The 23,129-nt window shown below is 66.0% G+C and carries 20 protein-coding genes; 12 read left to right on the top strand and 8 right to left on the bottom strand.

Annotated features, from left to right (window positions below):
- Window positions 1-60: 60 nt before the first annotated feature.
- Window positions 61-1,899 (top strand): DUF885 domain-containing protein, encoded by a 1,839-nt coding sequence (locus GQY20_RS03520; protein ID WP_157215626.1) that lies wholly within the window; start codon window positions 61-63, stop codon window positions 1,897-1,899.
- 58 nt (window positions 1,900-1,957) lie between these two features.
- On the opposite strand, the gene GQY20_RS03515 is transcribed toward GQY20_RS03520, so the two are convergent.
- The gene (locus tag GQY20_RS03515; RefSeq protein ID WP_157215625.1) at window positions 1,958-3,529 is read right to left on the bottom strand and encodes a lysine--tRNA ligase; all 1,572 of its coding nucleotides are present in this window, start codon (window positions 3,527-3,529) and stop codon (window positions 1,958-1,960) included.
- 117 nt (window positions 3,530-3,646) lie between these two features.
- Between GQY20_RS03515 and GQY20_RS03510 the strand changes: the two genes are divergently transcribed.
- The 4 genes from GQY20_RS03510 to GQY20_RS03495 all read left to right on the top strand — a co-directional run bounded on the left by GQY20_RS03510 (window position 3,647) and on the right by GQY20_RS03495 (window position 8,115).
- Window positions 3,647-4,210, top strand: coding sequence for a hypothetical protein (locus tag GQY20_RS03510; RefSeq protein ID WP_157215624.1), 564 nt, complete (start codon window positions 3,647-3,649; stop codon window positions 4,208-4,210).
- A 28-nt stretch (window positions 4,211-4,238) separates the two neighbouring features.
- Window positions 4,239-6,968: an ATP-dependent DNA helicase gene (locus tag GQY20_RS03505; protein WP_157215623.1), complete on the top strand. Its 2,730-nt coding sequence runs from the start codon at window positions 4,239-4,241 to the stop codon at window positions 6,966-6,968.
- A gap of 80 nt (window positions 6,969-7,048) precedes the next feature.
- Window positions 7,049-7,594 (top strand): SixA phosphatase family protein, encoded by a 546-nt coding sequence (locus GQY20_RS03500; RefSeq protein ID WP_157215622.1) that lies wholly within the window; start codon window positions 7,049-7,051, stop codon window positions 7,592-7,594.
- Window positions 7,591-8,115, top strand: a complete 525-nt coding sequence (locus GQY20_RS03495) for a GNAT family N-acetyltransferase (RefSeq protein WP_157215621.1) — start codon at window positions 7,591-7,593, stop codon at window positions 8,113-8,115. The genes GQY20_RS03500 and GQY20_RS03495 overlap by 4 nt, the downstream gene beginning before the upstream one ends.
- 34 nt (window positions 8,116-8,149) lie before the next feature.
- Here the strand turns inward: GQY20_RS03495 and hisN are convergent, their stop codons facing one another.
- From hisN to GQY20_RS03475, 4 genes are all read right to left on the bottom strand, one after another.
- Complete coding sequence (gene hisN, locus GQY20_RS03490) at window positions 8,150-8,917, bottom strand: histidinol-phosphatase (RefSeq protein ID WP_157215620.1); 768 nt, start codon at window positions 8,915-8,917, stop codon at window positions 8,150-8,152.
- A gap of 38 nt (window positions 8,918-8,955) precedes the next feature.
- Window positions 8,956-9,357, bottom strand: a complete 402-nt coding sequence (locus GQY20_RS03485) for a DUF1489 family protein (RefSeq protein ID WP_157215619.1) — start codon at window positions 9,355-9,357, stop codon at window positions 8,956-8,958.
- A gap of 37 nt (window positions 9,358-9,394) precedes the next feature.
- On the bottom strand, window positions 9,395-10,795 hold the full coding sequence (mgtE, locus tag GQY20_RS03480) for a magnesium transporter (RefSeq protein ID WP_157215618.1): 1,401 nt from the start codon (window positions 10,793-10,795) through the stop codon (window positions 9,395-9,397).
- Between the two features lie 87 nt (window positions 10,796-10,882).
- A complete protein-coding gene (locus GQY20_RS03475; RefSeq protein ID WP_232475870.1) occupies window positions 10,883-12,340 on the bottom strand; it encodes a DHA2 family efflux MFS transporter permease subunit in 1,458 nt (485 codons plus the stop codon).
- Here GQY20_RS03475 and GQY20_RS32770 point away from each other — a divergent pair.
- The 3 genes from GQY20_RS32770 (at window position 12,324) to GQY20_RS03465 (ending at window position 14,186) form a co-directional block, all read left to right on the top strand.
- Window positions 12,324-12,446 carry a hypothetical protein gene (locus GQY20_RS32770; RefSeq protein WP_269769716.1) on the top strand — a complete coding sequence of 41 codons (123 nt, stop codon included), beginning with the start codon at window positions 12,324-12,326 and terminating at the stop codon, window positions 12,444-12,446. The genes GQY20_RS03475 and GQY20_RS32770 overlap by 17 nt on opposite strands.
- Window positions 12,447-12,559: 113 nt before the next feature.
- Window positions 12,560-13,624, top strand: coding sequence for an LLM class flavin-dependent oxidoreductase (locus GQY20_RS03470; RefSeq protein WP_157215616.1), 1,065 nt, complete (start codon window positions 12,560-12,562; stop codon window positions 13,622-13,624).
- A gap of 94 nt (window positions 13,625-13,718) precedes the next feature.
- Entirely contained in the window at window positions 13,719-14,186 is a 468-nt protein-coding gene (locus tag GQY20_RS03465; RefSeq protein ID WP_157215615.1) for a peptidylprolyl isomerase, read from the top strand.
- Window positions 14,187-14,272: 86 nt separating this feature from the next.
- On the opposite strand, the gene GQY20_RS03460 is transcribed toward GQY20_RS03465, so the two are convergent.
- Window positions 14,273-15,169, bottom strand: coding sequence for a LysR substrate-binding domain-containing protein (locus GQY20_RS03460; protein ID WP_198350822.1), 897 nt, complete (start codon window positions 15,167-15,169; stop codon window positions 14,273-14,275).
- A gap of 316 nt (window positions 15,170-15,485) precedes the next feature.
- Here GQY20_RS03460 and GQY20_RS03455 point away from each other — a divergent pair, with 316 nt between their 5' ends.
- Together GQY20_RS03455 and GQY20_RS03450 are read left to right on the top strand one after the other, a co-directional pair.
- A complete protein-coding gene (locus GQY20_RS03455) occupies window positions 15,486-17,792 on the top strand; it encodes a CDC48 family AAA ATPase (protein WP_157215614.1) in 2,307 nt (768 codons plus the stop codon).
- A 174-nt stretch (window positions 17,793-17,966) separates the two neighbouring features.
- Window positions 17,967-18,587 (top strand): class I SAM-dependent methyltransferase, encoded by a 621-nt coding sequence (locus GQY20_RS03450; RefSeq protein ID WP_198350821.1) that lies wholly within the window; start codon window positions 17,967-17,969, stop codon window positions 18,585-18,587.
- Here GQY20_RS03450 and GQY20_RS03445 read toward each other — a convergent pair whose 3' ends face one another.
- Window positions 18,588-19,730, bottom strand: a complete 1,143-nt coding sequence (locus GQY20_RS03445) for a phospholipase D-like domain-containing protein (RefSeq protein WP_232475869.1) — start codon at window positions 19,728-19,730, stop codon at window positions 18,588-18,590.
- 135 nt (window positions 19,731-19,865) lie between these two features.
- Between GQY20_RS03445 and rpoZ the strand changes: the two genes are divergently transcribed.
- Window positions 19,866-20,207, top strand: coding sequence for a DNA-directed RNA polymerase subunit omega (rpoZ, locus tag GQY20_RS03440; RefSeq protein WP_157215613.1), 342 nt, complete (start codon window positions 19,866-19,868; stop codon window positions 20,205-20,207).
- A 130-nt stretch (window positions 20,208-20,337) separates the two neighbouring features.
- Here the strand turns inward: rpoZ and GQY20_RS03435 are convergent, their stop codons facing one another.
- Complete coding sequence (locus GQY20_RS03435) at window positions 20,338-20,838, bottom strand: winged helix-turn-helix transcriptional regulator (protein WP_157215612.1); 501 nt, start codon at window positions 20,836-20,838, stop codon at window positions 20,338-20,340.
- 161 nt (window positions 20,839-20,999) lie between these two features.
- Here GQY20_RS03435 and GQY20_RS03430 point away from each other — a divergent pair, with 161 nt between their 5' ends.
- Entirely contained in the window at window positions 21,000-23,090 is a 2,091-nt protein-coding gene (locus tag GQY20_RS03430; RefSeq protein ID WP_157216146.1) for a RelA/SpoT family protein, read from the top strand.
- Window positions 23,091-23,129: the final 39 nt, after the last annotated feature.

Here is a 23,129-nt window from a genome sequence, read left to right as displayed (position 1 = left end):
CCTTGTCGTAACTGTGTTACAGGGTTAGGACAGGCGGCATGTCTCTCTTCGGAGTTTTCCATGCGTTTCCGTCCTCTCCTGCTCGCGGGCACCGCGGGCCTTTTCCTGCTTTCCGCCGGTGCCACTGCCGCGCCGCGCCGCGCATCTGAAGCGCCCGTCCCGGCGCCGGCGGCGGCAGTCGTGACGACCGCAGACGCCGCCCTGAAGCAGCTCTTCGCCGACAGTGACGAAGCATCGCTCAAGCGCAATCCGCTGAACGCGCTGTTCCGCGGCGATCTGCGCTATGCCGACCATCTCGGCGACCTGATCAGCGATGCCTATTTCGATGCCGAGCGCGCGGCGGCCGAGAGCGACCTCAAGCGGCTGCAAGCGATCGACCGCGCTGCGCTGAGCCCCACCGATCAGATCGCCTACGACGTCTTCAAGTGGCAGACCGAGGTGAATCTCAAGGGGCTAGCCCCCGACATGCTGGCGCTGACCGTGGTCCGTCCGCTCGATCATTTCTATGGCATCCAGACCTTCTATCCCGATCTCTCCTCAGGCACCGGCGCCGCTCCGTTCAAGACGGTCGAGGATTATGAGAATGGCCTCAAGCGCCATCACGAATATGTCGTCTATCTGGATCGCGCGATCGGCCGGTTTCGCGAAGGCATGAAGAGCGGCGTCGTCCAGCCCAAGCTGGTCGTGCGCAACATGATCGAGCAGTTCGACGTGCAGCTCAAACAGGGCGTAGAGGGCTCGACCTTCTACCAGCCCGTGACGAAGTTCCCCGACGGCATCTCCGCGGCCGATCAGGCGCGGCTGAAGGCCGCCTATGCCGCGACGATCCGCGACGACATCTTCCCGGCCTATGTACGGATGCGCGATTTCCTGAAGAACGACTATCTGCCCGTCGCGCGGGACAGTGTCGGGCTCGGCGGCATGCCCGGCGGCGACAGGCTCTACGCCTATATGATCGAGCAGAACACGACCCTGCCGATGAGCGCGGCCGAGGTGCATCGGCTCGGCCTTGCCGAAGTGGCCCGGATCACGCGCGAGATGGAAGCGGCCAAGGCGCAGGTCGGCTTCAAAGGCGACCTCAAGGCATTCTTCGCTTTCCTGCGCAGCGATCCGCGCTTCAAGCCGAAGAGCAAGGACGAGCTGCGCGACGGCTATACCGCGATCGGCAAGCGGGTGGACCTCGCCATTCCCTCCCAGTTCGCGGTGATCCCGAAGACGCCGCTCGTGATCCGACCGGTGCCGGAATATAAGGAGAAGACCGAGGCCGGCGGCTATTATGAGCAGGGCACGCCGGACGGATCGCGGCCCGGCGTCTTCTACTATAATGGCTACGATCTTCCCTCCCGCTACAAGTGGGACATGGAAACGCTGTACCTCCACGAGGCCGTTCCAGGGCACCATTTCCAGATCAGCCTCGCGCAGGAAAATGCCGATCTGCCGGCCTTCATGCGCTTCGGCGGCAACACCGCCTTCGTCGAGGGCTGGGCGCTCTATGCCGAATCGCTCTGGAAGGAACTCGGCATGGAGACCGATCCCTATCAGCGCATGGGCGGCCTTTCGGACGAAATGCTGCGGGCGATGCGGCTCGTTGTCGACAGCGGCATCCACTCCATGGGCTGGACGCGCGATCAGTCGATCAAATATATGCTCGACAACTCGCCGATGTCGCCCACCGACGCGACCGCCGAAGTGGAACGCTATATCGCCATCCCCGGCCAGGCGCTCGCCTACAAGGTCGGCCAGCTCACCATCCGCAAGGAGCGGACGGCAGCCGAGAAGGCCCTCGGTTCAGGCTTCGATCCGCGCAAGTTCCACGATCAGGTGCTGAACACCGGCGCGCTGCCGATGACCGTGCTGGAGAGCAAGATCGACGCCTGGATCAAGGCGGGCGGGAAGTAGCGGCCATGCCGTCGTCCCCGCGAAAGCGGGGCCGACGGCGGGACGCGCGGCGTTCGCTTCAGCTCAGCGCTTCGGCAATCAGCCGCCTCGTATTTTCGACGCCGTAGAGCGCGATGAAGCTGCCCATCCGCGGGCCTTGGGTGGAGCCGAGCAGCGTCTCGTACAGGGCCTTGAACCAGTCCCGCAGATTTTCGAAGCCGGCTGCCTTGCCGACCTCATAGACTTCGTTCTGGATCGTCTCGGCATCCGCATCCGCCGGCAGCGCCGCCAGCCGTGCGTCGAGATCGGCGAGCGCGCCGTTTTCGAGGCCTTCCGGCTTCCGGCGTTGGAGCGTCGGGGCGATGAAATCGCGGTGATAGGCGACGGCATGATCGATCAGCCGGTCGAGCGCGGGATAAAGTTCCGGCGTTGCGTCCGGCACATAGTTGCGCAGATATCCCCAGATGATGTCGCGATCCGCCTCGCCGAGCACGCCGACGAGGTTGAGCAGCAGGCCGAAGCTGATCGGCAGGCCCTCCGCCGGCACGTCGCCATTGTGGATGTGGTGCACGGGGTTGCCGAGCTTCTGCTCGATCGGCTGGCTCGGATAATTGCCGCGATACTGCCAATATTCATCAATCGCGCGCGGGATCACGCCCATGTGGAGCTGCTTGGCCTTCTTGGGCTCGCGATAGGCGTAGAAGGCGAGGCTCTCCTCCGGCCCGTAGGTCAGCCACTGCTCGAGGCTGAGGCCGTTGCCCTTGGACTTGGAGATCTTCTCGCCCTTCTCGTCGAGGAACATCTCGTAGTTGAAGCCCTCGGGCGGGCGGGCGCCGAGCACGCGGGCGATCTTGCCGGACTGGATGGTCGAATCGATGAGGTCCTTGCCGGACATCTCGTAATCGACGTCGAGCGCCACCCAGCGCATCGCCCAGTCGACCTTCCATTGCAGCTTGGCCTTCCCGCCGAGGATCGACTGGACGATCGTCTCGCCCTCATCCTCGAAGCGCACCAGCCCGGCCTCGGCATCCACCACCTCGACCGGTACCTGCAGCACGATGCCGGACTTGCTGCTGATCGGCAGCACCGGCGAATAGGTCGCCTGCCGCTCCTTGCGCAGGGTCGGCAGCATCACGCCCATGATCGCGTCATAGTGGCGCAGCACGCCCTTCAGCGCCTCGTCGAACCGGCCGCTGACATAATATTCGGTCGAAGAGGCGAACTCATACTCGAAGCCGAAACGATCGAGGAATTCGCGCAGCATCGCGTTGTTGTGATGCGCGAAGCTCTCATATTTGCCGAACGGGTCGGGGATGCGGGTGAGCGGACGGCCGAGATGCTCGGCCAGCATCGCCTTGTTGGGGACGTTGTCCGGCACCTTGCGCAAGCCGTCCATGTCGTCGGAGAAGGCGATCAGCCGGGTCGGCACGTCCGACAGCGCCTCATAGGCGCGGCGCACCAGCGTCGTGCGCAGCACCTCGTTGAAGGTGCCGATATGCGGCAGGCCCGAGGGGCCGTAGCCGGTCTCGAACAGGACATGGCCCTTCGCGGGCGGCCCATCGGGATAGCGCTTGAGCAGCTTGCGCGCCTCCTCATAGGGCCAGGCCTTGCTGGCGAGCGCAGCCGCGCGAAGGGAATCGTCGTTTGCCATTTGTTCTTGTCTCGAATAATCTTTCGCCGCGGCCTTAGAGCAAGGGTGACGGCGCTGGAAAGCGCTTTTGCCCCGAAACGGCCGCAGCGCCGCAGGGATAAGTGATCGGAGGCGCCGATGCGCGAAGGCCAGGCCCAGCTCCCCATTCCGGTCGTCCGGCGCCTGGAGGCCGTGCCGGAACGGACGCTCTACGTCGCCCGCCCCGGCCTGCTGGCGCTGCCGACCGGCACCTTCACCTTCCTCGCCTTCATCTCGCCGCAGATCGTCTCCTCCTTCGTGCTGCTCTGGGCGATCTGGTGGCCGGCCCCGACGACCACGGGCATGCTGGTCTTCGCCCTCAGCGGAACGGCGGTGATGATCGCGCTCGTCGCGGGCATCCTCACCGTCGTCATCCGGCGCAATCCGGGCTTCGCACTCGGCCTGGTGCGCGCGCCGTTCATCCGGCTGACGGTGACGGACCGGCGCGTGATCTGGTCGCTGCCGTGGATGGACCAGCCGCTGATGGAGATCGACCGGCGGCGCGTGCTCGGCGGGGAGCTCGGCATGGTCAACGCCCGCGGCCGCGGCCATGCGATGATGATACTTGTGCCGAACGATCCAGCCGCCGATATCGACGGCAACATCCATTTCGATCGGCTGCCCGACGCCGCGTCCTTCGTGGCGGCATTGCGGCGCGCCTGATCCCGCCCATAACCGAACCGCACGAGACGTGACCGAACCGCTCCTCCCCTTTCCAGCGCTGCATGCGACGCACGGCGGCATCTGGATCGCCGCGCCCGACGGCCAGGTGCGCGAGGTGCAGCGCGGCGAGGCGATCGCGCGCGCCGCCGAGACGCCGATGGTGCTGCTCAACGCCCCGGTGATCGGGGCGCGGCTCGGCTATGGCGAGATATCGGGGCTGGACCTTCTGGAGCTGTTCGCCTTCGTCCATCCGGCCCATTTCGCCGTACCGACCCCACGCGGCATTGCCCGGGCGCTGGATCTGGAGCCGCCGGCCAGCGACGCCGAGTCCGCACCGTTCCTGATCCGGGCCGCGGCTGCCCTGCTCGATCGTCTCGGCGATCCGGCATGGCCCGAGCGCGAAGGCGGCTGGACGGCGGCGCAGAGCCTGTTCCGCCTGCGCTGGCCCTGGGCGGCTACCGTCGCCGGGCGCATCCCGCGCCCGCGCGAGGCGGAACGCTGGCTGTTTTCCAAGCTGCCCGAATGGGATGAGGCTGCCGGCCGGCCACAGCCGCGCCCGATCCTGCTGGCTGCCGAGGAAAGCGTGGAGCGGCTGGCAGCGCTGGTCGGCAGCGACGCCGAGCCGCGCGAGGGCCAGCGCGCCTATGCCAGCGCCGCCGCACCGGTCTTCGCGCCGCGGATCGCGGAAGGACGGCCCAACATGCTGCTCGCCCAGGCCGGCACCGGCATCGGCAAGACGCTGGGCTATCTTGCGCCGGCCTCGCTCTGGGCGGAACGCGCTGGCGGCACGGTCTGGATCTCCACCTACACCAAGGCCCTGCAGCGTCAGCTCGACCGCGAGGCCGAGCGCGTCTTCCCCCATCCCGCCATCCGGCGCGAGAAGGTGGTGGTGCGCAAGGGCCGGGAAAATTATCTCTGCCTGCTCAATCTCGAGGACGCCCTGCAAGGCGGCTTCCAGAATCGCGCAGCGATCCTGGCGCAGCTCGTCGCGCGCTGGGCCGCCTTCACCCGCGACGGTGACATGGTGGGCGGCGATCTGCCCGGCTGGCTGCCGACGCTGTTCCGCCGCGCCGGCGCCACCGCGCTGACCGACCGGCGCGGCGAGTGCGTCTATGCCGGCTGCCCGCATTATCGCCGCTGCTTCATCGAGCGTTCGGTGCGCGCGGCCGAGGGCGCCGACCTGGTGATCGCCAACCATGCGCTGATCATGCTGCTCGCCGAACGGCGCCGCTCGGAAGGCCGGCCGCTCGACCGGATCGTGTTCGACGAAGGCCATCATCTGTTCGACGCCGCCGATTCGACCTTCGCCGCGATCCTCTCCGGCCAGGAGGCGATCGAACTCAGGCGCTGGATCATCGGCCCGGAAAGCCGATCGCGCGGGCGCCGGCGCGGGCTTTCGGCGCGGCTCTCCGACGTCGCCTCCTATGACGACGAGGGTGCGCTGGCGATCGAAGCGGCCATCGAGGCCGCACGGGCGCTGCCCGCCGATGGCTGGATCGGCCGTGTCACCGAGGATGCTCCCTCGGGTCCGATCGAGGAATTGCTCGCCGCGGTGCGCGCCAGCGTGTTCGCTCGGGCGAGCGCGCAGGATGCCGGCTATGGGCTCGAAACCGAGGCGGCGGAACTGGACGGCGCGCTGATCGAGGCCGCCGCGCCGGCTGCGGCCGCGCTGGAAGGCCTCGTCCGTCCACTCGCGCGGCTGCGCCAGCGGCTCGAGGCCTTGACCGAGGACGGGCCGGACTGGCTGGACGGTCAGGCGCGAGCGCGCGTCGAGGGCGCGCTGTCCGGGATCGTCAGCCGGTCGCGCACCCTGGCTGCCTGGATCGCGCTGCTCGCGCGACTCGGCGGTCCCGCCGATCCCGATTTCGTCGACTGGCTGGCGGTCGACCGGATCGAAGGGCGTGAACTCGACATCGGCCTGCATCGCCACTGGCTGGATCCCACCCGTCCGCTTGCCGAGATCGTGCTGCAGCCGGCGCACGGCCTGCTGGTGACTTCGGCGACGTTGAAAGGCGCGGGCGCGACCGGCTGGACGCATGCCGAGGCGCGCAGCGGCGCCGCGCATCTCGACGCGCCGGCCCACTATTTCGAGGTGCCGAGCCCATTCGACTATGCCGCCCGCTCCGAAGTGCTGATCGTCACCGATCTCAAGCGCGGCGACCTGCCCGCGCTGGCCGGTGCCTATGGCCGGCTGATCGAGGCAGCGCGGGGCGGCGCGCTCGGCCTGTTCACCGCCATCCAGCGGCTGAAGGCGGTGCATGCGCGCATCGCCGACCGGCTGGCGCGCGGCGGGCTGCCGCTGCACGCCCAGCATGTCGATCCGATCGACACGGGCACGCTGGTCGATATCTTCCGGGACGATCCCCGCGCCAGCCTGCTGGGCACGGACGCACTGCGCGACGGCGTCGACGTGCCGGGCGAATCGCTGCGCCTCGTGATCATGGAGGGCGTGCCCTGGCCGCGCCCGACCGTGCTCCACGCCGCCCGCCGCGCAGCGGGCGGCGGCTCCGCCTTCGACGACGCCATCGTGCGTGCTCGCCTCGCCCAGGCGTTCGGACGGCTCATCCGCCGGGCGGAGGACAGCGGCGTCTTCGTGCTGCTCTCCGCCGCCATGCCATCGCGCCTGCTCGATGCCTTCCCGGCGGGTGTCCCGATCCGGCGCGTAACCCTGGACGAGGCGGTAAAAATGGTGGCGGGCCGCCTTTCTTCCGACACGCAATTCCGGCATCAGGAGCTGGGCCGGGGCCTGATCGTCTGAAGGGGAAGCGCCACCCGCTTCCGCCGAAGGCGCGGATCAGGCGCCATTACGATGGTTGAGACCTTGATTCCGGGGATAGGATGAAGCGGCTGACGTTGCTCCGCCACGCCAAGTCGGGCTGGGACGACCCGGTCTCGCGCGATTTCGATCGCCCGCTGAACGGCAAGGGCCATCGTGCCGCACGCGCGATGGGCCAGCATATGCGCGATCTCGGCATGCGTTTCGATCATGTCGTCGCCTCTCCGGCCTTACGCGTCGTCGAAACATTGGGCGAGGTGTGGACCGGCTACGGCCGCACGCTCGATCCGCACTATGACCGGCGCATCTATCTCGCCTCCGCCGCAACCCTGCTCGACGTGGTGCAGGAAACCCCCGACGAAGCATCGAGCCTGCTGCTGAGCGGTCATAATCCGGGGATGGAAGAACTCATCCTGCTGCTCGTGCCCGATCGCGACGACGATGCCACGCGCGACCGTGTCGAAGAGAAGTTCCCGACGGCCAGTGTGGCCGAGCTGCAATTCGACGTCGATCACTGGGCGGACATCAAGCCGGGCGGCGGACGGATCGCCCGCTTCGTACGTCCGCGCGACATCGATTCGGCACTGGGGCCGGATGCGATCGCATGACCCGGCCGACGCTGCCGGTGCGCCGCGCGCATGCAGGCGATGCCGCGAAGCTGTCGATGCTCGGTACGGCAACCTTCCTCGACAGCTTCGCCGAGGATCATCCGTTCGACGCGATCCGCGCGCATATGGAAGCCAACCATAGCGAAGCCGCCTATCACGCGATCTTCGCCGATCCCGCCAATGCAGTGTGGATCCTCGAATCGCCGGTGGGTACGCCAGTAGGCTTCGCGATGCTGACGCCGCCCTCGGCGGACGTGCCGCTGCGGCCCGGCGATATCGAACTCAAGCGCATCTACATCCTTCCGGGCTGGAAGGGGGGCGGCCATGGGCGAGCGTTGATGGACGCGGCCATGGCCGAAGCGCGCGCCCGCGGCGCCGTGCGAATGCTGCTCAGCGTCTATGAAAAGAACCCGGCAGCCCAAGCCTTTTACGGCCGACTCGGCTTCCGGCGGATCGGCGAGCAATGCTTCATGGTCGGCCCGGTGCCCTTCGTCGACCATGTGATGGCGCTGGATTTGTGACCTTCCTCCTCCCGGAACGGGGAGGATGAAGCAGCTATGCCGCCAACACCCGCAGCGCCGCCTCGACCAAGCCCGGATCGCCCGCCGCGAGCACACGGCCGTCGCTTTCGGAGGTGAGCGGCGCCCCCTGCCAGTCGCACATGCGGCCGCCCGCACCCTCCACCACCGGCACCAGCGCCGCCAGATCATAGAGCTTGAGCCCCGCCTCGACGACGAGATCGAGATGGCCGCTCGCCAGCAGCGCATAATTATAGCAGTCGCCACCCCATAATATGTCGCGCGCCGCCGTGCCCAGCGCATCGAAGCGGGGCTTTTCCTCCTCGGTGAAATGCAGCGGCCCGGTGGTGGCGAGATGCGCCCCGGCAAGCGTTGCGCAGGGCCGGGTACGGGTCGCAACGCCGTTCAGCATGGTCGGCCGGTCTTTGGCACCGATCCAGCGCTCGTTCGCGATCGGCTGGTTGATAACGCCGAGCACCGGCCGGCCCGCCTCCATCAGCGCGATCAAGGTTCCGAAGGTCGGCCGCCCGGCGACGAAGCTGCGCGTGCCATCAATCGGATCGAGCACCCAGACGCGCTCGGCATCAGGCCGCTCGACACCATATTCCTCGCCGATGATGCCGTCATGCGGCCGCTGCTGCGAGAGAATGGCGCGCATCGCCGCCTCCGAGGCACGGTCCGCCTGGGTGACCGGCGAGGCATCGGCCTTCGCCTCCATGGTGAAGCGGGCACGGAAGAAGGGCCGGATCGCAGCGGCGGAAGCATCGGCCAGGCGATGGGCGAGCGCGATATCATTCTCGGTCATGGCGCCGTCATCGCCGCAGCGCGGGCGGCGCGCAAGCGTCAGATCAGGCCAAGGCTCGCCAGTTCGCCCGCCATTGCGGGCGGCAGGGCGGAAATGTCGCCACTCTCGCCGAAATCGGCCGGCGCATCGACCGCCTCGAGATAGCGCCAGCCCTGGTGGATGCGGCGCGGCTGAGGCGTCACCGGGATCAGCTCGGGATCGAGCTGGATCACGCATTTGCGGCCATCCGCGGTCTCGCCGAATCCGATGATGCGCTGGCGGGCGACGAGCTTGCTGGCGATAATCCAGTAAAGCGATCCGCCGATCAGCGCGTCCGCCCGCTTCGGCTTGAAGCGGGTGTGGACGCGCGCGACCGCATTTTCGGCATGCGCCGCGATACGCTCACGCAGCACCTCCAGGCTGGAACAGCCGACCGCGACCTTGGTGATGTGAAGCGCCATGGGCGTGATGTGGTCCGCCGCGGCGCACGGCGCAACCTCAATGCAGATGGAAGAGCGTGGCAAGGCCCAGGAAGGAGAAGAAGCCCATGCAATCGGTGCACATCGTCACGAACACCGCGGACGAGACCGCTGGATCGACATTCGCCCGATCGAGACAGATCGGGATCAGCACGCCAGCAAGGCCCGCGACCAGATTGTTGATCAGGATCGCCGTGCCGAACACGAAGGCGAGATCGGCACGCCCGTAGAGCAGCCAGGATCCCAAGCCGATCAGCAAGCCGAGCAACAGCCCGTTCGACAGGGCGATCCGGAATTCGCGGCCGATCATCCGCATCGTGTTCGAGGTGGTGAGCTGGTTGGTCGCCAATGCGCGCACCACCACCGCCAGCGTCTGCGTGCCCGCATTGCCGCCCATGCCCGAGACGATGCCCATCAGCGCGGCGAGTATCGCGAAATGGGCGATCTCGTCGTCGAACAGGCCGACGACAGAGGCTGCTACCATCGCCGTGCCGAGATTGACCACCAGCCAGACCAGGCGTGTACGGACGGTGAAGCGGATCGGCTCGTTGATGTCGCCGTCGCCCGCGCCCGAAAGCTTCAGCGCGTCCTCGCCCGCTTCCTCCTGGATGATGTGGACGATGTCGTCGACGGTGATCATGCCGACCAGCCGGTCCGACTGATCGACCACCGCGGCCGAGATCAGCGCATATTTCTGGAAGCGGAGGGCCACTTCCTCCTGGTCCATGTCGACCGGGATCAGCGTCTGCTCGCGCTGCATCACGTCGGCGATCGCGATGCTGCTCGGCGTGCGCAGGATCCAGCTCAGCTTGCAGGTGCCAACCGGATGATGGCCGGCATCGACGACGAACACCTCCCAGAAATCGGTGGTGAGATCCTCGTTCTTGCGCAGATAGTCGAGCACGTCGCCGACCGTCCAATGCTCCGGCACCGCGATCAGATCGCGCTGCATCAGGCGGCCGGCGGATTCCTCCGGATAGGATAGCGCCTCTTCGATCGCGGCGCGGTCGTCGGGCTCCATCGCGCGCAGGACGGCGCGCTGGTCCTCCTCCTCCAGCTCCTCGATGATCGCGACGGCATCGTCGGTATCGAGCTGGGTCGCGATTTCGGCAACCTCATGGGGCTCCAGCGCGTCGATCAGCTCGTCGCGCACCCACTCGTTCATTTCGGCGAGCACGTCGGCGTCGAGCAGGTCGGCGAGCGCCGCCGCCAGCGAGCGCCGCATCTCGGACGGCACCAGCTCGAACAGGTCGGCTATGTCGGCAGGATGGAGCGGGGCGACCAGCGCGCGTGCGCCTTCCGCATCGCCCTCCCCGACGCGGTCGAGCACGTCGCGGACGAATTCCGGCTTCAGCCGGTCATCCTCGTCGAGACTGGTTTCGGCGGTGTCTGGTGGCGTGTCCAGATCGATGTCGCTCATGCCGTCGCCCTTTCGCCGTGCCGCGGCGGCCCTCTCCTCACCGACGGTTCAATGCAAGCGAAAAATCCCGGAATCGGCGCAACCGCGCTATTCCATCACCATCGGCGTATCCTCGCTGTTCTTCTTGCCCGCGCCGCGCATGAAGATGATCAGCGGCACTGCGATCATCGTCGCCCACATCATCAGGTAGAAATCGTCGAGATAGGCGATCATCAGCGCCTGGCGGTTGACCTCCAGGTCCGCCATCGCGCTCAGCATGCCGGTGGGCGCCATGCCCTGCACCACGGAAGGGCTGAGCAGCGGCAGCACCTGATCGGTCATGTGCACGCTGAGATCCGAATGGCTCACCTGCGTATTGCGCGCGAGCATGGCGCTCGCCACCGAAATGCCGATCGACCCGCCGATATTGCGCGAGAGGCTGTAGAAGGAGGTGCCGTCGGTGCGCAACGCCGGGCTCAGCGTCGCGAAGGCGAGCAGGTTGAGCGGCAGCACGACCAGGCCCATGCCGAAGCCCTGGACGATGCCGGACCAGGCCAGCTCATGCCAGCCGATATCGAGGCTGAACCGGCTCTGCATGTGCAGCGAGAAAGCGACCAGCACCAACCCCGACATGATGAGAATCCGGCTGTCCACCTTGCCCGAGAGCCGTCCGCCGGCCATCATCGCAACCATCATGCCGGCCCCGCGCGGCGCCATGGCGATGCCGGCCTGCATCGTATCGTAGCCGAGCAGGTTCTGGATCATCGGCGCGAGCAGCGCGGAACCCGCCATCGACGTGCCCATCACCAGAAACAGATAGACATTGGCGATCACGAAGTTGCGATCGCGGAACAGCCCGGGCGCGATCAGTGGATTCCTGGAGGTGGCCGCATGGACGAGGAACATCCAGAAAGCGGCGATGGCGATGCCGGTCTCCGCGATGATCTCGACCGAATCGAACCAGTCCTGCTGGGTGCCGCGATCCAGCATGATCTGGAAGGCGGCAAGCGCGACGGCGAGCAGCAGGAAACCGGTCATGTCGAAGCGGCGCTTGGGCAGGCCCTGCTCGTCCATCAGCAGCCAAAGACCGGCCGTGCAGACGATTCCGAACGGAACGTTGATGAAGAACACCCAGCGCCAATTGAACGAATCGGTGAGCCAGCCGCCGAGCACCGGCCCCATGATGGGACCGATCATGATGCCCATGCCCCAGATCATCATCGCCTCCGCGCGCTTCTCGGGCGGATAGCTATCCAGCATGACGGCTTGGGAAAGCGGGCTGATGAACGCGCCGAACACCCCCTGTAGCGCACGCGACAGCACCATCATGCCCAGCGAGACGGACAGGCCGCACATCGCGGAGCTGATCGTGAAGCCGGCGATGGCGACGGCGAACAGCCTGCGTCGTCCGAAGCGGGATTCCAGCCAGCCTGTCACCGGCGTCGCGATTGCGGACGCGACGATATAGGAGGTCAGCACCCAGGCGATCGTATCCTGCGACGCACCGAGCGCGGCCTGCATGTGCGGCAGGGCGACGTTCGCGATCGTCGTGTCCAACACCTGCATCAGCGTCGCCACCATCACCGTGATCGACAACAGCGTTCGTCTGCCGCTCGACATCGCCGACGGGGCTGGAATGGAGGAGGCCGAGGTGCTCACAGCCCAGCGCTAGAGCATTTTCAATCCGGCTGGAAGCAGCCGGGGCTTCGCAAAACCGGTGGTCGAAGCAAGGAGCACGTTCCTGCTGGGGGTTTCAACCGCGCATTCATTTCCTAGATACCCCATATGAGCCGATCCTTTCGCCTGTCCGTTCTCGATCAGTCGCCCATTGCCGAAGGATCGACGACGGCGGACGCATTGGCCAACAGCATCGATCTCGCCCGGCTCTGCGATGAGCTGGGTTATGACCGATATTGGCTCGCCGAGCATCACGCCTCGCCCGGCGTGGGCGGCGCCGCACCGGAAGTTCTGATCGGGCCGATCGCGCTGGCGACGCAACGGATCCGCGTAGGATCGGGCGGAATCATGCTGCCTCATTATTCGCCGTTCAAGGTCGCCGAAACCTTCCGCCTGCTCGCAGCACTTGCTCCGGGGCGCATCGATCTCGGCCTCGGCCGTGCGCCGGGCACCGACGGCAGGACCGCCTTCGCCCTGCAGCGCGACCGCAGCCGTCGCATCCCGTCCGACGATTTCCCGAATGCGCTGGCCGAGCTGCTCGCCTATCTCGGCGAGGAGGGGCTGCCGAGCGACCATCCCTTCGCCCCGCTGCATGCCACCATGCCGAGCGGCGGAGGCGGATCGCCGGACGTTTGGCTGCTCGGTTCGTCGATGGACAGCGCATTGTGGGCGGCGGAAGCCGGCCTGCCTTATTGCTTCGCCGATTTCATCAATTCGGACGGTGCGGAGATGGCCGCCCAGTACCGGCGGCGCTTCCGTCCCTCGCCGCGGCTTGCCGAACCCTATGTGATGGCCGCGGTCTGGACGATCGCGGCCCAGGACCGCGCGGAGGCCGAGCAGCTGGCGGCGCCGGCGACGATGATGTTCGCCCATCTCATGTCCGGCAACCAGATCCCGGTGCCGCCGGTCGAGAAGGCGTTGGCCTGGATCGCGGACAATCCCTCCGCGGCGCTGCGCCGCCGGCGCACCGTGCTGGGATCGGCCGAGGAGTGCCGTCGCGAGCTCGAAGTCGTCGCCGACGAATATGGCGCGGACGAGATGATGCTGGTCAACATCATGCCCGATCACGTCGCACGACGGCGCTCCTACCAGCTGATCGCGGACGAATTCGCACTCGGGCTTCGTTCAGAAAAGCGGCAACCCGTTTTTGGCGAAAGCGATGCGGCATCATGAAGGCATCATGAAGAAAGAGCCGACGGCTCTAGCGCCGGCCGCCGAGGCAGCCTAATCGGCGCGATCACCCAATCCCCTCGAAAGGAGAGAAGACATGGCCGACGATCCCGAAAACACGCTGGTGTTCAGCCTCGATACCGGCGATGTCGTCATCCGCCTGCGCCCCGATCTGGCCCCTGGCCATGTCGAGCGGATCAAGGAACTGACCCGTGAAGGCTTCTACAACGGCGTCGTCTTCCATCGCGTCATCGACGGCTTCATGGCCCAGGGCGGCGATCCGACCGGCACCGGCATGGGCGGCTCCAAGAAGCCGGACCTGAAGGCCGAATTCAACGCCGAGCCGCACGTGCGCGGCATCTGCTCGATGGCGCGCTCTTCCAACCCGAACAGCGCCAACAGCCAGTTCTTCATCTGCTTCGAGGATGCCCGCTTCCTCGACAAGCAATATACCGTCTGGGGCGAGGTGGTCTCGGGCATGGAGAATGTCGACGCGCTGCCCAAGGGTGAGCCGCCGCGCACGCCGGGCAAGATCGTGTCGGCCAAGATTCTCGCCGACGCCTGATCGCCTCCCGGACATTGCGATATGTTCGTCATCCCGGCCTTCGTCGGGATGACGAACGACAAAGAAGCCCAAAGCTCCGGCGATACTCAGGCCGGCTGCGCCTCCGGCATATTGTCGAGCAGCCAGTCGTGGAACAGCCGAACCGGACGCCGCCCGAGCGCCAGGCGCTTGCAGGCGAACCAGTAATTATACGGACTGTCGACGTCCTCGGCGCTGAACAGCTGGACGATGCGCTTGTCGTGCGCGCCGCTGTAGTGGCTTTCCAGCATGAAGGCGATGCCGAGCCCCTGCGCCGCGGCCTCCAGCATGAGCTGCCCCGAATCGTACAGATTGATCCCGGCGGGCTCCAGGTCAGGCACGCCCAGCGCCTCCCGCCAGGTCTCGAACGTTTCCGGCATGTCGCGGTGGATCAGCACCGTATGCTCCCGCAATTGCTCCGGCTTGCGGAGCGCCCTGCGTCCCTCGCTCAGCGAGCGTGCGCCGATCGCGAACACGCGGTTGCGATCCAGCCGGCGGGCATAGAGGGTCGGATCGATCTCGCGGGACAGCACGATCGCGACGTCGATGCCCTCGCCCAGGCGGGACAGGCCGTGGCCGCTGGTGTCGATGTCGATGTGCAGTTCGGGGTGCTTGTCCTTGAGCTCCGGCAGCAGAGGCATCAGCCGCTGCTGGGCAAACAACGGCAAGGCACTGAGCTTCAGGCGAAGATGCTCATTGTCGCCCGTGGTGGCATCGATCGCTTCGGCCAGGGCATCGAGCGCCGGTGCGATCCGGCTGAGCAGGATCTCACCTTCCATGTTGAGTTTCATCGACTGGTGCCGCCGCTCGAAGAGCTGCCGGCCGATGAACCGCTCGAGCGCTTGTACCCGCCTGCTGAGCGCAGGCGAGGACAATGCCAATTCGTCGGCTGCGGCCTTGACCGATCCGAGCCGCGCAACCTGCACAAATGCTTCCACCGTCGTAAGCGGGGGCAACCGCCGCATGCCAACCCTCCAGGAATGCCTTGATTCCTACACCTGCATTGTGCGCCGCATCCCCCAGTTTAGCGGCACCCCGATGATCTTATTCACCAAATCAGGCACTTTTATGATTGCGTAATCTGCAATCGTATTACGTCTCTTCGCACTTGCACAAAAATACGCTGCAGCGCACATAGAGCGGGCCTTTCAGGCATCCTCTCCTAAAACTTTCGGGTCGGCCCCAAGGGACCGGCCCGTTTTTTTGTTGCGCCGACGTATCGCTATGGATCGCAATCGCCTCGAGAGAGCTTATCTACGCTGCTGAGCGGAGAAATTAGCTATGGCAGACAGCGAAGATAATGCCCGGCGGCTGCAGGTCGCCAACGCAAGACCAGATGATTCGGGACGCGGGCTCGCCAGGTTGCCGCGTTCCATGATGAATGCGCTGGGCCTTGCCGAAGGCGACGTGGTCGAAATCATCGGCAAGCGTTCCACACCGGCGCGCGCGGTGCTTCCCTATGCCGAGGACGAGGGCCTCGACATTCTGCGCCTGGACGGTCTCCAACGTGCCAATGCCGGCATCGGCTCAGGGGATTTCGTCGAGATCCGCAAGGCCGAGTCCAAGCCGGCCCAGCGCGTGGTGTTCGCGCCCGCCCAGCAGAATCTGCGGCTGCAGGGATCGGGAGAAGCGCTGAAGCGCAGCTTCGGCATGAAGCCGCTGACCGCCGGCGACATCGTCGCCACGGCGGGCCAGCAACGCGTCGACAATCGCGAGATGCCGCCGCAGCTGCGACAGATGCTGAACGCGCCGGCCTATTCTCTGCAGGAGATCCGGCTGACGGTCGTATCGACGACGCCCAAGGGCATCGTGCACATCGACGCGGATACCGAAGTCGAGCTCAGGCCCGAATATGAGGAAGCGCGCGAGTCGCGCCGCGCCGACGTCACCTATGACGATCTCGGCGGCATGACCGGCGCGATCGACCAGCTGCGCGAGATGGTCGAGCTGCCGCTGCGTTATCCCGAACTGTTCCAGCGCCTGGGCGTCGATCCGCCCAAGGGCGTGCTGCTGCACGGCCCGCCCGGCACCGGCAAGACGCGCCTCGCCCGCGCGGTGGCCAATGAAAGCGACGCGGAGTTCTTCCACATCGCCGGCCCGGAGATCATGGGTTCGGCATATGGCGAGAGCGAGAAGCATCTGCGCGAGGTGTTCGAGCAGGCGACGAAGGCCGCCCCCTCGATCATCTTCATCGACGAGATCGATTCGATTGCGCCGAAGCGCGGCCAGGTGACCGGCGAGGCGGAGAAGCGGCTCGTCGCCCAGCTGCTGACCCTGCTCGACGGGCTGGAGCCGCGTGCGAACCTCGTCGTCATTGCCGCGACCAACCGGCCCGAGGCGATCGACGAGGCGTTGCGCCGGCCAGGCCGATTTGATCGCGAGATCATCGTCGGCGTGCCGGACGAGCGGGGTCGGCGCGAGATCCTCGGCATCCATACCCGCGGCATGCCACTGGGGGACCGGGTGAATCTCGACGAGCTCGCGCGCATGACCTACGGCTTTGTCGGAGCCGATCTCGCCGCGCTGACCCGCGAGGCGGCGATCGAGGCGGTGCGCCGGATCATGCCAAAGCTGAACCTCGAGGAAAGGACCATCCCACACGAGGTGCTGGACACGCTGTCCGTCACCCGCGAGGATTTCCAGGAGGCGATCAAGCGCGTCCAGCCTTCCGCGATGCGCGAGGTGATGGTGCAGGCGCCGACGGTGCGCTGGGATGACGTCGGCGGTCTCGACGACGCGCGCGAGAAACTGCGCGAGGGCGTGGAGCTGCCGCTCAAGGATCCCGACGCGTTCCGGCGGCTCGGCATCCGTCCCGCCAAGGGCTTCCTGCTCTATGGCCCGCCCGGAACCGGCAAGACGCTGCTTGCCAAGGCGGTCGCGCGCGAGGCGGAGGCGAACTTCATCGCCACCAAATCGTCCGACCTGCTCAGCAAATGGTATGGCGAGAGCGAGCAGCAGATCGCACGGCTCTTCTCGCGCGCACGGCAGGTGGCACCGACGGTGATCTTCATCGACGAGCTCGACAGCCTGGTGCCCGCCCGCGGCGGCGGCCTGGGCGAGCCGCAGGTGACGGAGCGGGTGGTGAACACCATCCTCGCCGAAATGGACGGGCTTGAAGAGCTTCAGTCGGTGGTCGTCATCGGCGCCACCAACCGGCCCAACCTGATCGATCCGGCGCTGTTGCGGCCGGGCCGGTTCGACGAGCTGGTCTATGTCGGCGTTCCCGATCAGGGCGGCCGGCGGCGTATCCTTTCGATCCACACCGGCAAGATGCCGCTGGCCGACGATGTCGACCTGGACGATCTTGCGAAGCGTACCGAGCGCTTCACCGGAGCGGATCTCGAGGATCTCGTCCGGCGTGCAGGCCTCAACGCGCTACGCGCCTCCCTGGACGCGCAGAAGGTGACGGCCGCCCATTTCGAAAAGGCGCTGAAGGAGACCCGGGCCAGCGTGACGCCCGAAATGGAACGCGATTATGAACAGATCGCGGCGACCTTGAAGCAGGAGGCCGCTGCCCTGTCGCCGATCGGCTTCGTATCGCCCGGCATGCTGAAGCCGCGCAACGGGGCCGTGGCGCCGGACGAATAGGCGCTGGCGCCCGGCCGATCCGAAAAGGGGACGAGTTTGAACCCCTTGGCGGATCGGCCCGGCGTCGGAACCATGGTGTTGCGGCCTCGTTTCACCGTGTCCGCATGGCAACGCCGCTTGCCTTTGGTTCAATGATTTGCAACGGACGGCAATTCAGTCCGCCACGGAGTTGTCATGACCGCATCCCCGGCCGAAGCCGCACGCAAGCGCAATCGCAAGGCGCTGGAAGGCGGCGAACACCCGCTGGTGATGTTCTTCCGCGGCTTTCTGAAGCATCCGGTGATGGTGGGTTCGATCATCCCCTCCTCCGGCAAGCTGATCGACAAGATGCTGAGCCGCGTCGATTGGGCCAACACGAAGCTCTTCGTGGAATATGGCCCCGGCGTCGGCACTTTCTGTGGCCATATTTTGGAGCGCATGGCGCCCGATGCGACGTTGATCGCCATCGACACCAATCCCGACTTCATAAGCTATCTGCGCCGCCGCATCACCGATTCCCGCTTCGTGGCGGTGGAAGGCTCTGCGGCCGATGTACGCGAGATCATCGCGCATCACGGTTTCGAGCATGCCGACTATGTTCTGTCGGGCCTGCCGTTCTCGACCCTTCCCGCCGGCATCGGCCCCAAGATCGCGGCTGAAACGGCGAACGCGCTGCGCGTCGGCGGCGCCTTTCTCGTCTACCAATTCTCGCCCAAGGTCCGCGACTTCCTCGATCCGGAATTCGAGCGGATCGACCATGACGTCGAGCTGTGGAACATCCCTCCTGCCCAGCTCTATTGGGCGTGGAAGGACTGATCAGCCCTCGATCCCGAAATTCAGCCGCCGCGCGACGCCATAGTCCAGCACGGCGACCATGAAATAGGCAATCCCCCAGCGCAGGCGGTTGAACCAGCCATTCGCGCGGGCATGCGCCTCCCGCGTGATTTCCTGCGAGAAGCCGAGCTCGCCCTCCACATAGGCGCGGACATGATCCGCAAAGGCCTTGTCCTTGATCCGCAGCATGATCTCGAGGTTGAGATAGAGGCTGCGCATGTCGAAATTGGCCGAGCCGAGATGGACTATGTCGTCCACCACGAAGAGCTTGGTGTGCAGCTTCACAGGCTGATATTCCCAGACCGACACGCCATGGCGCAACAACCGCGCATAGCAATGCCGCGCGGCGCCGACCGTCGCGCCGTTATCCGATTTCGCGGCCGTCACGATGCGTGCCTGGCCCCCGCGGTCGCAGATTTTTTCGATCCGCCGAAGCATCGCCGGATTGGGGGCAAAATAGGCGGTGATCATGTCCAGCTGGCGACAGCGGCTGAGATCATGTTTCATCGCCCGCACCCACGGGCTGAGGCGGCGCGCCGGGCCGCCGAGCAGCCAGCGCGTCCGGCCGCGGGTCTCGCTCCAGCGATCGAGTGCGCGGCGCAGGCCACGCATCGTCGCGCCGGGGCGCCGCGCCCAATCCGCCAGTGCGTCGAAATAACCACAGAGCGTCGGGATTTCCGGCCCATCGATGGCAAGGCCGAGGTCACGCCACTCGTGCCCCGGCCGGGCGGCGAAATAATCGTCCGCGATGTTGAAGCCGCCGACAATCGCTCGCGCGCCATCCGCAATAGCCATTTTCTGGTGATTGCGCAGGAGATATCTGCGGCCCCAGCGCGGCACGAAACGGCAGACGCGGGCGCCCGCGTCCTTGAGCGGCAGGAAAAAGCCATCCGATGCGCTGCTGCCGAAGCCGTCGACCACCAGCGAGACGGATACACCCCGTCCCAGTGCAGCGATCAGCGCGTCCCGCACCCGGGCACCCACGCGATCGGGCTCGAACATGTAATAGAGCAGACGAAGGCTTTCGCGCGCCTCGGCGATGAGCGCCATCAACGCTTCGAGCCGCTCCGGCCCCTCCACGAGCAGCGCGAGCCGGTTTCCCTCTACCTCGAATACCTCGCCCACACGCACCTCTCCGACACCCGCACCGCCATGCGCCGCGCGATCGCAACGGGCAAGCCGCGCCTTTCATTGACATTCCGTCCCCCGGCTGATAGCGGCCCAGCCTTTCCACTATCCCTGTTTAAGCGGAGCGTTCGAATGGCGCGCGTCACTGTCGAGGATTGCGTCGACAAGATTCCCAACCGGTTCGATCTGGTGCTGCTCGCAGCCCAGCGCGCCCGGCAGATTTCCGGCGGCGCAGAGCTGACACTCGATCGCGATCGCGACAAAAACCCGGTCGTCGCCCTGCGCGAGATCGCGGAAGAGACGATCACGCCGGATCGCCTGCAGGATTCTGTGATTTCCAGCCTGCAGCGCGTGAAGATCGACGACGACGACGCTCCGGACGAGATCGGCAGCCTCGCGGCTTCGGCCGAAGCGCTTCGGCTTACCGCCGCCGCGCCGCCGCGCAATCAGAATATCGGCCCGGATTACGACTGATCCGCAAATCCGGCGGCGCCACTCTCCGGGGAGCGGCGCCCACTCCGGGGCGCTATGACGCCATTGGCCGCATCGAAGCGGTATGGCCGGATATCATCATGACTTTCGGTTAATTCCGCCCTGCGGCTCCTCAGCCGACGGCGGCGTGCACGTCCTCGAGCGCGCGCTGGCCGCAGGGCAGCACGCGATCGCGATCCACCCAAAGCAGCTCCTCGGGCAAAAGCTGGCGCCCATCGGCCGCCAGCACCGCCATCTCGGCCACCGGCAGGCCGTCGCGCGAATCGACGAGCACCATGTTGCCCGGCGCGCAATTGCCCCAGCGCTCGCCCCATTGCCGCAGCGCGACCAGCGTGGGCAGCAGCGCCTTGCCCTTCTCGGTCAGCCGATATTCCACCTTGCGGCGATCGATGCAGCCATGCCGTTCCAATATGCCGCTTTCGACGAGCTTCGCGAGCCGGTTCGAAAGAATGTTCCGTGCGATGCCGAGCGCAGCCTGAAATTCCTCGAAATGGCATAGGCCGTTGAAGGCGCCCCGCAGGATCAGGAAGGACCAGCGCTCACCCATCGCCTCCAGGGCAACGGGCAAGCTGCAGCGCAGCGCCGCAAATCGGCTTTCATCCGGCATCGTCATGGTGATTGAGATAGGCCTTTTTTGCCTGGGTTGCAAAATCGTCACAAATGGGGAACGCGCTCCGGTGAGAAATGTCGCCTTTGCGTGGAATTTTTGCAACAGGACGGGGAAAAGAGTGACGAGAGTTGCATACCGGCCGCGCGCCGCCACATCATAATAACGTGTTGAGACAATATGAACTCGTCGATCGTGTGCTGAGCTACGATCCGGAGGCCGACGAGGCCTTGCTCAATCGCGCCTATGTGTTCTCCATGCAGGCCCACGGCAGCCAGAAACGCGCGAGCGGCGATCCTTATTTCAGCCATCCGATCGAGGTGGCGGGCATCCTGACCGACCTGCATCTCGACGACGAGACGATCGCCACCGCGATCCTGCACGATACGATCGAGGATACGGTCGCCACGCAGGAGCAGATCGAGAAGAGCTTCGGCCCGAACGTCGCCCGGCTGGTCGACGGCGTCACCAAGCTCTCGAAGATCGAGGCGCAGACCGAAAATGAGCGCGCGGCGGAGAATCTGCGCAAGTTCCTGCTCGCCATGTCGGACGACATCCGCGTGCTGCTGGTCAAGCTGGCCGACCGGCTGCACAACATGCGTACGCTCCACTTCATCCCCGACGCGAACAAGCGCCGCCGGATCGCGCGCGAGACGATGGACATCTATGCCCCGCTCGCCGAGCGGATCGGCATGTACGAGTTCATGAAGGAGATGCAGACGCTCGCCTTCCGCGAGCTGGAACCGGAAGCCTATGCCTCCATCTCCAAGCGCTTGGAGCAGCTGCACGAGGGCGGCGGCGATCAGATCGCACGGATCAGCTCGGGACTTCGGCTGCTGCTCGGCCGTGCGCAGATCAAGGCCGAGGTGACGGGGCGCGAAAAGCACCCCTATTCGATCTGGCGCAAGATGGCGGAGCGCCACATCAGCTTCGAGCAGCTTTCCGACGTGATGGCGTTCCGCGTGATCGTGAAGGATGAGGCCGAATGCTACCGCACGCTCGGCGTGATCCATCAGCGCTGGCCGATGGTGCCCGGCCGCTTCAAGGATTATATCTCGACGCCCAAGCGCAATGGCTATCGCTCGCTGCACACCTCGGTCATCCATAACGAGAAGGCGCGGATCGAAATCCAGATCCGCAGCGAGGAGATGCATGCCCAGGCCGAATATGGCCTCGCGGCGCATTGGGCCTACAAGATCAAGGCGGCAAAGCCCGATGGCCAGACGAGCTGGATCCGCGATCTCATAGAGATACTCGACCATGCCGAGAGCCCGGAAGAGCTGCTCGAGCATACCCGCATGGCGATGTATCAGGATCGCATCTTCGCCTTCACGCCCACCGGCGAGCTGATCCAGCTTCCCAAGGGGGCGACGCCGGTCGATTTCGCCTATGCGCTGCACACCGACCTTGGCGACCAGACGGTGGGCGCGAAGATCAACGGCCGCGTGGTGCCGCTACGCACGCCAATCGAGAATGGAGATCAGGTGCAGATCCTCCGCTCCAAGGCGCAGGAACCCGAAGCAGCCTGGATGAATTTCGTGGTCACCGGCAAGGCACGCGCCGCCATCCGCCGCTTCGTGCGCCACAAGGAGCGGGACGACACGGTCGCGCTCGGCCGCAAATTCTATGACGAGATCGTCCGCCGCCTGCCCGCGCAGCTCGCGCCCGAGGCACTGGGCCATGCACTCAAGCGGCTCAACCTGCCCGATGCCGACGCGCTGATGATCGCCATAGCGCGCCAGACGCTCACTGATGCCGCGGTGATGGAAGCGCTGATGCCGGGCTCCGCCGGTGCGGACGCGCCTGCCAGCCTGCGCTCGCAGCGCGCACCGATCTCGATCAAGGGCCTGACGCCAGGCGTAGCCTTCACCCTCGCGCCCTGCTGCCATCCGGTGCCGGGCGACCGTATCGTCGGCCTGCGCCGTCCAGGCGAGGGCGTGGAGGTGCATACCATCTATTGCCCGCAGCTGGCCGAGGGCGTCGACGCCGACTGGGTCGACCTCGCCTGGGGCGACAAGGCGGACGGCGGCACGGCGCAGCTGTCGGTGATCGTCAAGAACGAGGCGGGATCGCTGGGCGTTATGGCCAGCATTCTGGGCGCGCACGGCGCCAATATCGTGAACCTGGCGCTCACCCACCGCGACCCAAGCTTCCACACCTATCAGGTGAGCATCGAAGTGCATGACCGCCAGCATGTCATGCGCATCCTGGCGGCGTTGCGGGCGGCGGATGCGGTCTCGCAGGCGGAGCGGATCTAGACGTTTCGGTGATCGGAGCAGCAGCGAATTGAGATCACG

This window comes from Flavisphingomonas formosensis, from assembly GCF_009755815.1.
GTDB lineage: Bacteria > Pseudomonadota > Alphaproteobacteria > Sphingomonadales > Sphingomonadaceae > Flavisphingomonas > Flavisphingomonas formosensis.
This window is presented reverse-complemented; position numbering and strand designations above follow the sequence as displayed.

Coding starts and splice junctions, on each gene's coding strand:
- GQY20_RS03450 (WP_198350821.1), top strand. CDS start 17,967: ATGACCGCATCCCCGGCCGAAGCCGCACGCAAGCGCAATCGCAAGGCG.
- GQY20_RS03510 (WP_157215624.1), top strand. CDS start 3,647: ATGCGCGAAGGCCAGGCCCAGCTCCCCATTCCGGTCGTCCGGCGCCTG.
- hisN (WP_157215620.1), bottom strand. CDS start 8,917: ATGACCGAGAATGATATCGCGCTCGCCCATCGCCTGGCCGATGCTTCC.
- GQY20_RS03520 (WP_157215626.1), top strand. CDS start 61: ATGCGTTTCCGTCCTCTCCTGCTCGCGGGCACCGCGGGCCTTTTCCTG.
- GQY20_RS03500 (WP_157215622.1), top strand. CDS start 7,049: ATGAAGCGGCTGACGTTGCTCCGCCACGCCAAGTCGGGCTGGGACGAC.
- GQY20_RS03475 (WP_232475870.1), bottom strand. CDS start 12,340: ATGCAGGTGTTGGACACGACGATCGCGAACGTCGCCCTGCCGCACATG.
- rpoZ (WP_157215613.1), top strand. CDS start 19,866: ATGGCGCGCGTCACTGTCGAGGATTGCGTCGACAAGATTCCCAACCGG.
- GQY20_RS03485 (WP_157215619.1), bottom strand. CDS start 9,357: ATGGCGCTTCACATCACCAAGGTCGCGGTCGGCTGTTCCAGCCTGGAG.
- GQY20_RS03515 (WP_157215625.1), bottom strand. CDS start 3,529: ATGGCAAACGACGATTCCCTTCGCGCGGCTGCGCTCGCCAGCAAGGCC.
- GQY20_RS03495 (WP_157215621.1), top strand. CDS start 7,591: ATGACCCGGCCGACGCTGCCGGTGCGCCGCGCGCATGCAGGCGATGCC.
- GQY20_RS03470 (WP_157215616.1), top strand. CDS start 12,560: ATGAGCCGATCCTTTCGCCTGTCCGTTCTCGATCAGTCGCCCATTGCC.
- GQY20_RS03460 (WP_198350822.1), bottom strand. CDS start 15,169: ATGCGGCGGTTGCCCCCGCTTACGACGGTGGAAGCATTTGTGCAGGTT.
- GQY20_RS03435 (WP_157215612.1), bottom strand. CDS start 20,838: ATGACGATGCCGGATGAAAGCCGATTTGCGGCGCTGCGCTGCAGCTTG.
- mgtE (WP_157215618.1), bottom strand. CDS start 10,795: ATGAGCGACATCGATCTGGACACGCCACCAGACACCGCCGAAACCAGT.
- GQY20_RS03465 (WP_157215615.1), top strand. CDS start 13,719: ATGGCCGACGATCCCGAAAACACGCTGGTGTTCAGCCTCGATACCGGC.
- GQY20_RS03455 (WP_157215614.1), top strand. CDS start 15,486: ATGGCAGACAGCGAAGATAATGCCCGGCGGCTGCAGGTCGCCAACGCA.